General features: G+C 72.1%; 8 protein-coding genes. 1 reads left to right on the top strand and 7 read right to left on the bottom strand.

Going from position 1 to position 14,650, the window contains the following annotated elements:
* Positions 1 to 322 precede the first annotated feature (322 nt).
* Positions 323 to 1,525, bottom strand: a complete 1,203-nt coding sequence (locus tag IPZ69_RS43680; protein ID WP_235460464.1) for a S8 family peptidase — start codon at positions 1,523 to 1,525, stop codon at positions 323 to 325.
* 220 nt (positions 1,526 to 1,745) lie between these two features.
* On the opposite strand from IPZ69_RS43680, the gene IPZ69_RS43675 reads away from it, so the two are divergent.
* Positions 1,746 to 4,376, top strand: coding sequence for a glycosyltransferase family 1 protein (locus IPZ69_RS43675; RefSeq protein WP_235460463.1), 2,631 nt, complete (start codon positions 1,746 to 1,748; stop codon positions 4,374 to 4,376).
* A 107-nt stretch (positions 4,377 to 4,483) separates the two neighbouring features.
* Here IPZ69_RS43675 and IPZ69_RS43670 read toward each other — a convergent pair whose 3' ends face one another.
* From IPZ69_RS43670 to IPZ69_RS43645, 6 genes are all read right to left on the bottom strand, one after another.
* Positions 4,484 to 5,005: a DUF1990 domain-containing protein gene (locus tag IPZ69_RS43670; RefSeq protein ID WP_235460462.1), complete on the bottom strand. Its 522-nt coding sequence runs from the start codon at positions 5,003 to 5,005 to the stop codon at positions 4,484 to 4,486.
* Between the two features lie 73 nt (positions 5,006 to 5,078).
* Positions 5,079 to 6,737, bottom strand: coding sequence for a M4 family metallopeptidase (locus IPZ69_RS43665; RefSeq protein ID WP_235460461.1), 1,659 nt, complete (start codon positions 6,735 to 6,737; stop codon positions 5,079 to 5,081).
* 245 nt (positions 6,738 to 6,982) lie between these two features.
* Positions 6,983 to 9,025 (bottom strand): M4 family metallopeptidase, encoded by a 2,043-nt coding sequence (locus IPZ69_RS43660; protein WP_235460465.1) that lies wholly within the window; start codon positions 9,023 to 9,025, stop codon positions 6,983 to 6,985.
* Between the two features lie 405 nt (positions 9,026 to 9,430).
* On the bottom strand, positions 9,431 to 11,188 hold the full coding sequence (locus tag IPZ69_RS43655; RefSeq protein WP_235460460.1) for an ABC transporter ATP-binding protein: 1,758 nt from the start codon (positions 11,186 to 11,188) through the stop codon (positions 9,431 to 9,433).
* Positions 11,185 to 12,891 (bottom strand): ABC transporter transmembrane domain-containing protein, encoded by a 1,707-nt coding sequence (locus IPZ69_RS43650; RefSeq protein WP_235460459.1) that lies wholly within the window; start codon positions 12,889 to 12,891, stop codon positions 11,185 to 11,187. Before IPZ69_RS43650 ends, IPZ69_RS43655 begins: the two co-directional genes overlap by 4 nt.
* 22 nt (positions 12,892 to 12,913) lie before the next feature.
* Positions 12,914 to 14,650: ABC transporter ATP-binding protein (locus tag IPZ69_RS43645; protein ID WP_235460458.1), on the bottom strand; the 1,737-nt coding region annotated here is incomplete at its 5' end.

Raw genomic sequence — 14,650 nt, 5'->3', positions numbered from 1 at the left:
CGGGGGGCGGCGTGGCGGCCGCTGCTCCGGCCGCCGTACCGGTGTCGCCCTGCGTGCTGTTCCTGCTGGTGGTCGGGGGTGCTGACGAGTGGTGCGTGGCGGGCATGACCGCTCCTGTCCGCGTCAACGAGGGTGTGGCGGATGAGGTGTGGGGAGGTGGGTCCTGCGGGTGTACCTGGGGTGCGCCTGTGAGCTGTACCGGAGGAGCCTTCCCACCCTATTCGGGTGGGCAATCCGGCACTTTGTTAACTACTCACGCGTATGTCTACGCACAAGACCGGCCCCGTCCGGTGCGAACGGGGCCGGTGGTGTCACTCTGCCATCACGGCCTTGACGTCTGCAGGAGTTTGTCCGGTGAACCCGGGCCCGCCCTCGACACCTTGCCGTTCACCGCCTCGGAAACGAGGGCCTTGGCCACCCGGGCGGGGCCCGCCTTCGGGTGCGCGGACAGATAGAGCGCGGCCGCGCCCGCCGCGTGCGGGGACGCCATCGACGTACCGGAGTAGGTCGCCCGGCCGGTGTCGCTCGCGGAGGACGCCGAGGTGATCGACACCCCCGGGGCGAACAGATCGAGCGCGGCACCGAAGTTGGAGAACGCGGCCCGCCGGTCCGCCCGGTCCGTCGCGCCGACGGTGATCGCCTCCGGCACGTCGGCGGGGGAGTACAGACCGGCCGGAAGACCGTCGTTGCCCGCCGCGACCGTGTAAGTGACGCCGGACCGGATGGAGTCGCGCACGGCGGCGTCCAACTGGGCGTTGTGGTAGCCGCCCAGACTGAGGTTGGCGACGGCCGGCCTGCGGGCGTGCCGGGTGACCCAGTCGATGCCCGCGATGACCTGGGCGATGGTGCCGGAGCCGGCGTTGTCCAGCACCCGTACGGCGACGAGCTTCGCCTTCTTGGCGACGCCGTACCGGGCGCCCGCGATCGTGCCGGCCACATGGGTGCCGTGCCCGTTGCCGTCCCCCGCGCTCCGGTCGTTCCCGACGAAGTCCCAGCCGTAGCTCGCCCGGCCGCCGAAGTCCTCGTGCGTGATCCGGATGCCGGTGTCGATGACGTACACCGTCACCCCGGCGCCCGCGGGCTCCCGCCACGAGTAGCGGTTGTCCAGCGGCAGGCCGCTTTGGTCGAGCCGGTCCAGGCCCCAGGACGGCGGGTTCCGCTGCGCCTGGTCGAGGATCACACGCCTGTCCTGGACGACCGAGGCGACCCGGGAGTCGGCCGCGAGCAGTCCCGCCTGTCCGCGGTCGGCCCGTACCGCGTAGCCGTTCAGGACGCTGCCGTAGACATGGCCTATTTTCGCTCCGTACGTCGCGGCGACGGCCCTGCCCGCCGTCGACGGAGCCCGTATCCCCTCCCTCAGCGTCACCAGATAGCTCCCGACGACGGAGCCGGGCTCCCCGGTGTCGCCGATCGTCCCCTCCGGTGCGGCGTGCGCGGGCAGGGTGCCGGCCGACAGCACCGCGGCCGTGACGACCGCGATCAGGCCTCCCGCCCGGCGCAGACGCCCGGTTCGCGTCCGTGCCATGGTCCGAGTTCCCCTCCTCGACTTCAGGCGAGCGTCTCGTGCGGGCCGGGAGGCCACAAGAACGCCTGGATACGGAATCGGTCATGTCGGCCGATTGCCGACCGCCCGGTGCGACTTTCCACAGCCGCAGCGGGGCCGGACGCAACACCGGTACCGTCGTCAGAGACGTCGAGTCGCACACCGCCGTGCGCCTCCAAAAGCAACCGCGCCGAGGTGGAATGTGAAGGCGATCCGCCGGTTCACCGTCCGTCCCGTTCTCCCCGAACCCCTCCGGCCGCTGAGTGACCTGGCGCGCAATCTGCGCTGGTCATGGCATGCGGAAACGCGCGATCTGTTCCAGTCCGTCGATCCCGAACACTGGGCCGCCTCGCAGGGCGACCCGGTCCGCCTCCTGGGCGGCGTCAGCCCCGGCCGGCTCGCCGAGCTCGCCGAGGACCGCCGCTTCCTGCGCCGCCTCACCGCGGTCGCGGACGACCTCGACGACTACGTGACCGGCGACCGCTGGTACCAGTCGCAGCCCCCGTCCGCCGAACTCCCCGACGCCATCGCCTACTTCTCGCCCGAGTTCGGCATCACGGCCGCCCTGCCCCAGTACTCCGGCGGCCTCGGCATCCTCGCCGGCGACCATCTGAAGGCGGCCAGCGACCTCGGCGTGCCCCTCATCGGGGTCGGCCTCCTCTACCGGCACGGCTACTTCCGGCAGACCCTCTCCCGGGACGGCTGGCAGCAGGAGCACTACCCGGTGCTCGACCCGAACGAGCTGCCGCTGGCGCTCCTGAAGGACGCCGAGGGCACCCCCGCCCAGGTCTCCCTCGCGCTGCCCGGCGGCCGGCAGCTGCACGCCCGGATCTGGCTGGCCCAGGTCGGCCGCGTGCCCCTGCTGATGCTGGACTCGGACGTCGAGGACAACCACCTCGGCGAACGCGGGGTCACCGACCGGCTGTACGGCGGCGGCAGCGAGCACCGGCTGCTCCAGGAGATGCTGCTCGGCATAGGAGGCGTGCGCGCCGTACGGGCGTACTGCCGGCTCACCGGCCACCCCGAGCCCGAGGTGTTCCACACCAACGAGGGGCACGCGGGCTTCCTCGGCCTGGAGCGGATCGCCGAACTCTGCGACCAGGGGCTGGACTTCGACGCCGGACTGGAGGCCGTGCGGGCGGGGACCGTGTTCACCACCCACACGCCCGTCCCGGCCGGCATCGACCGCTTCGACCGCGAACTGGTCGCCCGCCACTTCGGCCCCGACGCCGAGCTCCCGCGCATCGAGGTGCAACGCGTCCTCGGGCTCGGCATGGAGACCTACCCGGGCGGCGAGCCGAACCTCTTCAACATGGCCGTGATGGGCCTGCGCCTGGCCCAGCGCGCCAACGGCGTGTCCCTGCTGCACGGGCAGGTCAGCCGCGAGATGTTCGCGGGACTGTGGCCGGGATTCGACCCCGACGAGGTGCCGATCACCTCCGTCACCAACGGAGTGCACGCCCCCACCTGGGTCGCCCCCGAGGTCTTCCGGCTCGGCGCCCGCCGGCTCGGCGCCGAGCGCACCGAGGACGAGCTGTCGGCCGGCGGCGCCGACCGCTGGGACGTGCTCACGGACATCCCGGACCAGGACATCTGGGAGCTGCGCCGCGCCCTGCGTGAGCAGCTGGTGGTGGAGGTACGGGACCGGCTGCGCGCCTCCTGGCGGCAACGCGGTGCCGGGACGGCCGAGTTGGGCTGGATCGACGGCGTCCTCGATCCCGAGGTCCTCACCATCGGCTTCGCGCGCCGGGTCCCCTCGTACAAGCGCCTGACCCTGATGCTGCGCGACCGCGACCGGCTGATGGACCTGCTGCTGCACCCCGAGCGGCCCGTCCAGATCGTGGTCGCCGGCAAGGCGCACCCGGCCGATGACAGCGGCAAGCGGCTCGTCCAGGAGCTGGTCCGCTTCGCGGACGACCCACGGGTACGCCATCGCCTCGTCTTCCTGCCGGACTACGGGATGGCGATGGCGCAGAAGCTGTACCCCGGCTGCGACATCTGGCTGAACAACCCCCTGCGCCCGCTGGAGGCCTGCGGCACCAGCGGCATGAAGGCCGCCCTGAACGGCTGCCTCAACCTCTCCGTCCTGGACGGCTGGTGGGACGAGTGGTTCCAGCCGGACTTCGGCTGGGCGATCCCGACCGCGGACGGCGACGCCGGTACGGACCCCGACCACCGGGACGACATCGAGTCGGCCGCCCTCTACGACCTCCTCGAACAGCGCGTCACGCCGCGCTTCTACGAACGCGGCCAGAGCGGGCTGCCCGACCGCTGGATCGAGATGGTCCGCCAGACCCTGACCCTGCTCGGCCCGAAGGTGCTGGCCGGCCGCATGGTCCGCGAGTACGTCGAGCGCCTCTACACCCCCGCCGCCCACGCCGACCGCGCCCTGACGCCCGAGGCGGCGGGCGAACTGGCCGCCTGGAAGGCCCGGGTGCGTACCGCCTGGCACGGCGTGCGGGTCGACCACGTCGAGACGACCGCCGCGACGGCCACCGCGGAGCTGGGCACGACGGTCGGCCTGCGCGTGCGCGTGGCCCTCGGCGCGCTCGGGCCCGACGACGTCGAGGTTCAGGCGGTCTCGGGCCGGGTGGACTCGCAGGACCGCATCGCCGACGCGACGACGGTCCCGCTGAAACCGGCGGGCGGCCCCGACCCGGAGGGCCGCTGGGTCTACGAGGGCCCCCTCTCCCTGGACCGCACCGGCCCTTACGGCTACACGGTCCGCATCCTCCCCGACCACCACCTCCTCGCCTCCGGCGCGGAGCTCGGCCTGCTGTCGGTGCCGTCGGAGGACGTGGTGGACGGGGCGGCCGGGGTGCTGCTGCGCTGACGCAACTCGACTGATCCCGCATCGGTCTCATGACCACGTGCGGCGGCCCCACCGGATTCCTTCCGGTGGGGCCGCCGTGTATTTCGGACGGTCGGACGGCACAGCGGTCAGAGCTGCTCCTCATCGGCGCACAGCCTGCGCAGAACGGTTCCGCAGCGGCGGGCGTACGCATGCTGCAACCCCCGCGTCGCCGCCCCGCCCGCGCGGGCGTACCACTTGGCCGCCTTGCTGAACGCGGCGACCGTCAGCCACACCGTGCCGTCTCCGGTGCGGTCGACGACGAAGGCCTCCTCGCCGCATTCGGGGTGGCCGGTCAGGGTGCCGTAGGCCCAGCCGGCGCGGCGGGATTCCTCGACCGTCCAGACTATGCGGCAGGGGGCCTTGATCAGGCCGGCCAGGGTGACGGTGACGTCCACGTCGGGGGCGGCACGGTCGGCGGTGGCGTCGATGCCGACGCCCATCGCGCGGTGCATCTCCCAGGTGAGGACCGCCTCGGCGGCCCGGCGGAAGACCTCGGGCCCCTCGCCGATCCGCGTGCGGACGTGCATCGGATGGAAGCCGGGCGGGCAGAAGCTCAGGTCGTCGCGCGTCGCGCCGACCGGCTCGTAGGTGAAGGACGCCGAGGGCATGGGTCACAAGAGTAGGGCGGTACCCGGAACGCTTCCGTCCCGGGTACCGCCCTTGAGCCGATTGTCCGACAGGTCAGCCGACGTTGACCGCCGACCAGGCCGCGGCCACCGCCTTGTACTCGGTGCTGGTGGAGCCGTACAGGGCGGCCGCCGCCGACAGGGTGCCGGTGCGGGCCGACTTGTAGTTGGTGGTCGACGTGAAGTACGTCGTCAGCGCCTTGTACCAGATCTGCAGCGCCTTGGCCCGGCCGATGCCGGTGACCGTGGAGCCGTTGGAGGTCGGCGAGTTGTACGTCACGCCGTTGATCGTCTTCGAACCGCTGCCCTCCGAGAGGAGGTAGAAAAAGTGGTTCGCGACGCCGGACGAGTAGTGGACGTCCAGGTTGCCGACCGAGGAGGACCAGGAGTCGGCGGAGCCGCCGTCCTTGCTGGGCTTGTCCATGTAGCGCAGCGGGGTGCCGTCGCCGTTGATGTCGATCTTCTCGCCGATGAGGTAGTCACCGGGGTCGGAGGCGTTGTTCGCGTAGAACTCCACGCCCGTGCCGAAGATGTCCGAGGTCGCCTCGTTCAGGCCGCCGGACTCACCGCTGTATTCGAGACCGGCGGTGTTGGAGGTGACACCGTGGCTCATCTCGTGGCCGGCCACGTCCAGGGACGTCAGCGGGTGGGTGTTGGTCTCACCGTCGCCGTAGGTCATGCAGAAGCAGTCGTCGTCCCAGAAGGCGTTGACGTACGCGTTGCCGTAGTGCACCCGGGAGTAGGCCGCGACGCCGTTGTTCTTGATGCCGCTGCGGCCGAAGGTGTTCTTGTAGAAGTCCCAGGTGACCTGCGCGCCGTAGGCGGCGTCGACGGCCGGCGTCTGGTTGGTGGTGGAGCTGGTGGCCGTGCCGGTGCCCCAGGTGTCGTCGGCGTCCGTGAACAGCGTGCCCGCGGAGGAGCTGGTGCCGTGGGACTTGTTGTACGTCTTGTGGCCGCCGCGCGTGGTGTCGTTCAGCTGGTACGTCGAACCCGACTTGGTCGTGTTCAGGGTGACGGTGCCGGAGTACAGGCTCTTGCCGGTGCCGGTCTCGATGCCCTGGTACTCGTAGAGCTTCTTGCCGGTGGCCGCGTCGGTGATGACGTGCAGCTGGTTCGGGGTGCCGTCGTCCTGGAGACCGCCGACGACCGTCTCGTAGGCGAGGACCGCCTTGCCGGAGCCGGCCCAGATCACCTTGCGCGCGCCGTCGGCGGCGGTCTTGGCGGAGCCCGCGGCCTTGGCGGAGGTCAGCGCCTGCTTCTCGGCCTTGCCGGCGGTGATCTGCGGCTTGAGCGAGGCCACCTTGATGGCGGACTTCGTCGCCTTGGTGACGCCTTCGGTTCTGCCGGACTTCGCGGTGTGGACGACGAGGTCGCCACCGAGGACCGGCAGGCCCGCGTAGGTGCGCTCGTAGCGGGTGTGGACCGTGCCGTCGGCGTCCTTGACGACGTCCTTGACGACCAGCTTCTCCTTGGCGCCGAGGCCTATGTGCTGGGCGGTCTCGGCGGCGCCCGCCTGGGCCTGCTGGATCAGGGTGGTGCGGGCCGCCGCGGTCAGCGCGGTCGGGGCGGCGGCGAGGGTCCTGGCGGCGGCGCTGCCGCTGGGGGTCTGCGCGGAGGCGCTGCTGGTCAGTCCGGTGGTGAGCAGGGCTCCGGCCGCGACAGCGGTGGCGATGACCAGAGTGGTGCGCTTGTGACGCGCGTAGAGGGGGCTCACTCAAGCTCCTTCTGTGGGGGAGTCCGATCGGCGTGGGGTTACCGGTCGGTGTGGTGATGAAGTTGCTGTGTTGTGCGGCGGGTGAGGGAAGAGTGACATCAAGGTCGCGTACATGTCATGACCCTGAAGTGATGTTGGCCGAAAACCAGCTGTCCCGTTAACGTTTCAGGGAGGTAAAACGGGCGCCGCCCCGGGGAGTCGAACCTCCGGAGCGGCGCCCTGGTCCTGCGCCCGTGAACTGCGGTTTACGGGAAGGTCACCTTCCAGCTGTTGATGGTGCCGACGTCGTACGCCGCCTGGTCCTGAACCTTCAACTTCCAGGTCCCGTTGGCCGATTCGGAGGAGGCGTTGACCGTGTACGTTTCGTTCACATTGTCCGCCGAGTCCGACGAGCTGAAGTTCTTCAGCCGGTAGGACGCGCCCGACGGTCCGACCAGGTCGATGACGAGGTCACCGCGCCAGGTGTGCGTGATGTTCACGGTCACCTGGAGGTTGTTCGGCGCGTTTCCGGTCCGGCCGGAGACGGCGATCGACGAGGTGACCGCGGGGCCGTTGTCCGGGATGGACACCGGGGTGGTGTTCTCGTACGACGTACCGCCGCCGCCCCCGCCACCGGACCGTGAGCCGACCGCGACGCCCGCCCACGCGTCCTGCACCGCCTTGTACTCGGTGCTGGTGGTGCCGTACAGCTCACCCGCCGCCGCGAGGGCGCCGGTGCGCGCGCCCGCGTAGTTGGTGGTGGACGTCCACTTGGTGGTCAGCGCCCGGTACCAGATCTGCAGCGCCTTGGCGCGGCCGATGCCGGTGACCGGGAGGCCGTCCGCGGTCGGCGAGTTGTAGGTGACACCGTTGATGACCTTGGTGCCGCTGCCCTCGCTGAGCAGGTAGAAGAAGTGGTTCGCGGGGCCCGAGGAGTAGTGCACGTCGACGCCGCCGATGCCGGAGTACCAGCTGTCCTTGGACGCGCCGTCCTTGCTGGGCTTGTCCATGTAGCGCAGCGGGGTGCCGTTGCCGTTGATGTCGATCTTCTCGCCGATGAGGTAGTCGCCGACGTCCGAGCTGTTGTTGGCGGCGAACTCCACGCCGGTGCCCATGATGTCGCTGGTGGCCTCGTTGAGGCCGCCGGACTCGCCGCTGTAGTTGAGGCGGGCGGTGTTGGCGGTGACGCCGTGGCTCATCTCGTGGCCCGCGACGTCGATCGCGGTCAGCGGCTTGCTGTTGCCGGAGCCGTCGCCGTACGTCATGCAGAAGCAGCCGTCGTCCCAGAAGGCGTTGACGTACGAGTTGCCGTAGTGGACGCGCGAGTAGGCGCCGACGCCGTCGTTCTTGATGCCGCTGCGGTTGAAGGTGTTCTTGTAGAAGTCCCAGGTGACGGCGGCACCGTAGTGGGCGTCCGCGCCCGCGGTGGCGGCGTTGGAGTTGGTGCCGTTGCCCCAGGTGTCGTTGGTCTGGGAGTACAGCGTGCCGGTGCCGGACGAGCCGTGGTTCAGGTTGTACGTCTTGTGGCCGCCGCGCGCCCCGTCGGTCAGCGTGTAGTTCGACCCCGACTGGGTCGTCGTCAGCGTGACCTGGCCGCTGTACTGCGTGTTGCCGATGCCGGTCTCGATGCCCTGGTACTCGTAGAGCTTCTTGCCGGTGGTGGCGTCGGTGACGACGTGCAGCTGGTTCGGGGTGCCGTCGTCCTGGAGGCCGCCGACGACCGTCTCGTAGGCGAGGACCGGCTTGCCGGAGCCGGCCCAGATCACCTTGCGGACGCTGTCCGCGGCGGACTTGGTGCCACCGAGGGCCTTGGCGCGCTGGACGGCCTGCCGCTCGACGGCCGCCTTGCCGACGGCCGGAGTGAGGTCGGTGACCTTGAGGGTGGCGTTGGTCGCCTTGATGACGCGCTCGGTGGCGCCGGACTTGGCGGTGTCGACGATCAGGTCGCCGCCGAGGACCGGGAGGCCGGCGTACGTCCGCTCGTACCGGGTGTGCAGCGTGCCGTCGGCGTCCTTGACGACGTCCCGGGCGACGAGTCTCTCCTGCGCGCCGAGGCCGATCGCCCGGGCGGTCTCGGCCTTGGCGGCGCCGGCGTCGCGGAGCAGTTCCGCGCGCTGCGAGGCGCTGAGCTTGACGGCCACGTGGGCCGGATTGATCTTGCCTGCCTGAGGCTTGGCCGCGGGGGCGGCACTGGCGGCGCCGGACTGGACGGCCGCGGCGATCAGGGCGGTGACGCCGGCGAGGGCGACGGCTGCGGTGCGACGGTGCGTGGTGTGGGAGGTGCGTCCGCGAGATGAACTGCTTCTCAACATGACTCCTTCTGCATGGCCGCGGGTCGCGCGGCCAGGGGAGACCGGACGGTGGGTTGGGACGTCCGGGCAGAACAGGGCGTAACGCGGAACCACGTGCGCGTGCGAGGCCGGCCCGAACAGCGGTGCGTAGCTGTGGGGTTGCTGTGGGTCGGCCGTGGGAAGAGTGGCAGGGGATCACGCCACCTGTCAGGACCGCGTCAGAAACTTGGCCGGAATTGGTTCGTTGACCGGATGTTCATGTTCGGTATGCGAACCGTTCGGTTGTGAGGGGGTCTGCGCGTCCGTGGGCGGGAAGGCCCGCCAAGGGCGGTGGAGAAATCCGTGAAAACGAGGTTAAATCCCCCGACTTGGCGCGCCCCGGCACCGCGGGGCAACAGGGCCGGTCACCCGCCGGCCCGAACCCTACGCCCTGTCTCCGTGCCACGTCCGCCACAACGCCGCATACGCGCCCTCGGCCGCCACCAGCTCCTCGTGCGTGCCGAGTTCGGTGAGGCGGCCGTCCTCCATCACGGCCACCCGGTCCGCGTCGTGCGCGGTGTGCAGGCGGTGGGCGATGGCGATGACGGTGCGCCCTTCGAGCACCGCCGCGAGGGCGCGCTCGGTGTGCCGGGCGGTCGTCGGGTCCAGCAGGGCCGTGGCCTCGTCCAGGATCAGCGTGTGCGGGTCCGCCAGGACCACCCGGGCCAAGGCGAGTTGCTGGGCCTGCGAGCCGTCCGCGGCGTGACCGTCCGCGCCCAGCCGGGCGTCGAGGCCGTCCGGAAGCTCGCGCACCCACTGCGCGGCACCGACCGCCCGCAGCGCCGCCCACAACTCCTCGTCGGTGGCCGACGGTTCGGCGATCAGCAGGTTGTCCCGGAGCGTGCCGAGGAAGACATGGTGCTCCTGGGTGACCAGGACGACCTGCCGGCGCAGGCGTTCGGGCGCGAGTCCGGCGATCGGCACCCCGCCCACGGTCACCGTCCCCGCCCCCGGCGCGTCGACACCGGCGAGCAGCCGGCTCAGGGTCGTCTTGCCGGCGCCCGAGGGGCCGACCACCGCGAGCCGCTCCCCGGGCCGTACCGTCAGATCGACCCCGCGCAGCACCTCGCCGCCGCGCTCGTAGGCGTACCGCGCCCCGCGCACGTCGATCCGGTCGTCCGCGGGCACCGCCGACGCACCGTCCGGCTCGGACCGCGGCGCCCCGGCCAGCCCCTCCACCCGGGCGAACGAGGCGCTGCTGCTCTGCAGTTGCTCCACCCGCATCAGGATCTGGTCCAGCGGATCGGTGAACTGCCGCAGATACAGCGCGGCCGCCACCACCGCGCCCAGACCCACCTCGCCGTGCGCGTGCAGCACCCCGCCGACCAGCAGCACACCGGCCACCGGGACGGTGTACGACACCTCGACCGCCGGAAAGAACACGGACCGCAGGAACAGCGTGTACAGCCGGGTCCGGCGGGACGTCTCCAGCGCGTCCCGGCTCGCCGCGGTCCGCCGCTCCTGGAGCCGGAACGCCTCCACCGTACGGGCCCCGGTCGCGGTCGCCGCGAGGATCTCCGCGACCTCGGAGGTGGCCGCGCCCTCGGCGAGATACCCGTCCCGGGCCCGGCGCAGATACCAGCGCAGCGCCAGCCAGATCGGCGTCAGGCCGAGTACCCCGAACAGACCGAGCAGCGGGTCGAGCACGAACACCGCGCCCAGCACGAACAGCGCCTGCACCAGGCAGACCAGCAGCTCGGGCCCGATGTCCCGCAGCGTGGCGCCGACCGTGGCCACGTCGGCGGTGCCGCGCGCGGTCAGGTCGCCGGCGCCCGCCCGCTCCACCGCCGCCGCGGGCAGCGCCAGCGCCCGGTCGACGAACTCCTCGCGGACCCGGGCCAGCGTGCGCTCCCCGAAGCGATGGCCCACGTACCGGGCCCAGCGCGCCAGCAGCAGCTGGGCCAGCGCGCACACCAGGATCCACACCGCGAGCCGGTCGACGGCCCCCACCCCGTGCCCGGCCCGCACCTCGTCCACGATCCGCCCGACCAGCCACGGCCCGGCGAGCCCCGCCGCCGCGGCCAGCGCGTTCAGCGTCAGGACGGCGGCGAACGCACGCCGGTCGGCCCGCACCAGCCGGACCGACGCCCGCCGCACCGCGGCCCGTTCGGCGACGGGCAGCTGACCCATGACCGCCGTCATCGGACGACCTCCTCCGTGTCGCGGGCCACGAGCGCCCGGTAGCCCGGCTCCTCCACCAGCAGCCGTTGGTGCGTGCCGCTCGCCGCGACCTTGCCGTCGACCAGGTAGTGCACGGTGTCCGCGCGGTCCAGGACCAGCGGGGAGGTCGTGGTCAGCACGGTCGTACGGCCCTCGCGCGCGGCGCCCAGCCGGTGGGCGACCGTGGACTCCGTGTGGGCGTCCAGCGCCGAGGTGGGCTCCACGGCGAGCAGCACCTCGGGGTCGGCCAGCAGCGCCCGGACCAGCCGCACCCGCTGCCGCTGGCCGCCGGAGAGGCTGCGGCCCTGCGCGGCCACGGCCGAGTCCAGGCCGTCCGACAGGCCCTGCACGATGTCGTCGGCGGCCGCCGCGCGCACCGCCCGCCGCACCGCGTCGTCGTCCCGGTCCCGATGCCCGGCCACCACCTCCCGCAGGGTTCCGGCGAACAGGTCGGCCTCGTTGTCGGCGACCAGGATCCGCGCCCGTACCTCGGCCAGCGGGACCGCGTCCAGCCGCACCCCGCCCCAGGTGGCCGCGGACGGCACGTACCGGCCCAGACGGTCGACCACGGCGGCGGCGTCGGCCGGCCGGGCGCCGACGAGCGCGGTCAGCCGCCCCGGCGGCACCCGCACGCCCGACGCGGGATCGTGCAGCACGGACGGCTCCGCCGGCCCGGACAGCGTGCCCTCGTCCGGCTCCGGCTCCAGGCCCAGCAGTCGTACGACCCGACGCGCGGCCACGACGCCCCGGCTCAGCTGGTAGCCCATCTCCAGGAAGAACGCCACCGGTCCCACCAGGACCGCGACATAGCCGTACACCGACACCAGCTCGCCGATGGTGAGCTCCCCCTGGGCGGCCAGCCGGGCCGCCAGCCAGGTCACCACGGCCAGGAACAGCGTCGGCAGGCCCACGCCCAGTGCCTGCACCCAGCTGGCGACCGCGCCCACCCGGTAGCCCTGCGCCCGCAGCCGCTGCGAGTCCCGCCGGAAGGCGTCCGCGAACAGGCCCTTGCCACCGAGCCCGTTGAGCACTCGCAGCCCGCCCGCGAGGTCGCCGATGCGGGCGGTGAGCACGCCCTGCCGCTCCCGGTACCGGGTCTCCTCGCCCTGCAGCCGCCTCGTCAGCGGCCCGGCGATCAGCGCCACCACCGGCACCCCGAGCAGCACCACCGCGGCGAGCGGCGGCGAGATCGTGAGCAGCAGCCCGGCCACCACCGCGTAGACGACCACGGAACCCACCCCGGGCCCGACCACGGTCAGCGACTGGGAGATGGTCAGCACGTCACCGACGCCGATCGTGACGACCTCCCCGGCCCCGGCCCGGCGCGGCAGCGCGGCACCCAGCCGGACCGCGTGCCCGACGACCACCTTGACCGTGCGGAAGTTGGCGTCCATCCGCACCCGGGTCATCGTGCGGTGCCGCATGATGCTGACCCACGCGTTGACCGCGCCGACCAGGAACAGCACCAGGGTCCACCGGGTCAGCGCGCCCAGGTCGCCGTGGACCAGCCCGTCGTCGATCGCCCGGGACATCAGGTACGGCGCCGCCGCCAGCAGCACCATCCACACGCTGGCCAGCAGCGCCCCGGCGGCCGACCGGCCCGGCTGGCGCAGCACCAGCCACCACAGGAAGTGCCAGCCGCCCCGGGTGTCGGGCGTGCCGGGATCCTCGTACGCGTCGATCATCGCTGCCCCCGTCCTTGTGCCGTCACGCCAGGCTGTCCCGCCAGGCCCGGTGCAGATCCGCGAACCGGCCCGTGCCCGCGACGAGTTCCTCCGGGCCGCCGTCCTCCACGATCCGGCCGTGCTCCATGACCAGCACCCGGTCCGCGATCTCCACGGTCGACAGCCGGTGCGCGATCACCACCGCCGTACGGCCGTGCAGCACCGTGGTCATGGCGCGCTGCACCGCCCGTTCGCCCGGGACGTCCAGCGAACTGGTCGCCTCGTCCAGGATCAGCACGGCCGGATCGGCGAGCAACGCCCGTGCGAACGCCACCAGTTGGCGCTGTCCTGCCGAGATGCGGCCGCCTCGCTTGCGGACGTCGGTGTCGTACCCGTCCGGCAGCGCGCTGATGAACTCGTGCGCGCCGATCGCCTTCGCGGCCCGCTCGATCTCCTCCCGGCCGGCGTCCGGGCGGCCGATCGCGATGTTCTCGGCGACCGTGCCGGAGAACAGGAACGCCTCCTGCGTCACCATGACCACTCCGCGCCGCAGTTCGGGCACGGCGAGGTCGCGCAGGTCCACACCGTCGAGCAGGACCCGGCCCTCGGAGGCGTCGTAGAACCGGGCCAGCAGCTTGGCCAGCGTCGACTTGCCCGCGCCCGTCGAGCCGACGACCGCGACCGTCTGCCCGGCCGGGATCGTCAGGTCGAAGCGGGGCAGCACCTCGCCGCCGGTGCGGTACGCGAACCGGACGCCGTCGAAGACGACCCCGCGGCCCGGGTGCTCGCCTTCGAGGGGCGGCAGTTGCCTGGGCGTGGCCGGCTCGGGCACGGACGGGGTCTGCGCCAGCAGCCCGGCGATCTTGGCCAGCGAGGCGGCCGCCGACTGGTACGAGTTGAGGAACATGCCCAGCCGGTCGATCGGGTCGTACAGCCGCCGCAGATAGAGCACCGCCGCCGCCAGCACGCCCAGCGCCAGCGAACCGGACGCCACGCGGTAGGCGCCCCACAGCACGATCCCCGCGACGGCGGTGTTCGCGACCAGCCGGGAGCCGACCACATAACGGGCCATCTCCAGGAGCGCGTCGCCGTTGGTCCGTTCGTGCCGCCGGTTCAGGACGCGGAAGTCGGCCTCGTTCGCGGCCTCCCGGCGGAAGGTGCGCACCGGCCGGATGCCGTTCATCGTCTCCACGAACTTCACGATCACGGCCGCGATGGCCGTGGACCGCGCCTCGAACACCCGCGCGGCGCGCCGCTGGTACAGCCGGACCAGCAGGTACAGCGGCACGAACGAGGCCACCGCGACCGCGCCGAGGCCCGGATCCAGCCAGAGCAGCATCGCCCCGATGTACAGGAACGACAGGACGACCATGACCAGCTCCTGGAGCCCCTCGTCGAGCAGCTCCCGCAGCGACTCCACGTCCGTCGTCGACCGGGAGATCAGCCGGCCCGAGGTGTACCGCTCGTGGAAGTCGACGCTCAGCGCCTGCGCGTGCCGGAAGATCCTGCCGCGCAGATCGAGCAGCACGTCCTGGTTGACCCGCGCGGAGGTCTCGATGAACGCGAACTGCAGCACGCCGGAGACCAGCGCGCACAGCAGGTAGCCGACGCCGACCAGGATCAGCGGGCCGTGGTCGTGGTCCCGGAACGCGGGTACGGCGCGGTCGATGGCGTACGCCACGAGCAGCGGGCCCGCCTGCACGGCCGCCTGCTGGAGCAGCAGGAGCAGCGAGGTGACGGCGACCCGGGCCCTCATGGGGGCGAGCAGCGAGCGCAGGAG

The organism is Streptomyces olivochromogenes (genome assembly GCF_021538895.1).
GTDB lineage: Bacteria > Actinomycetota > Actinomycetes > Streptomycetales > Streptomycetaceae > Streptomyces > Streptomyces olivochromogenes_A.
Note: the sequence above shows the minus strand (reverse complement) of the source record. Positions and strands in the feature narration are given on the sequence as shown.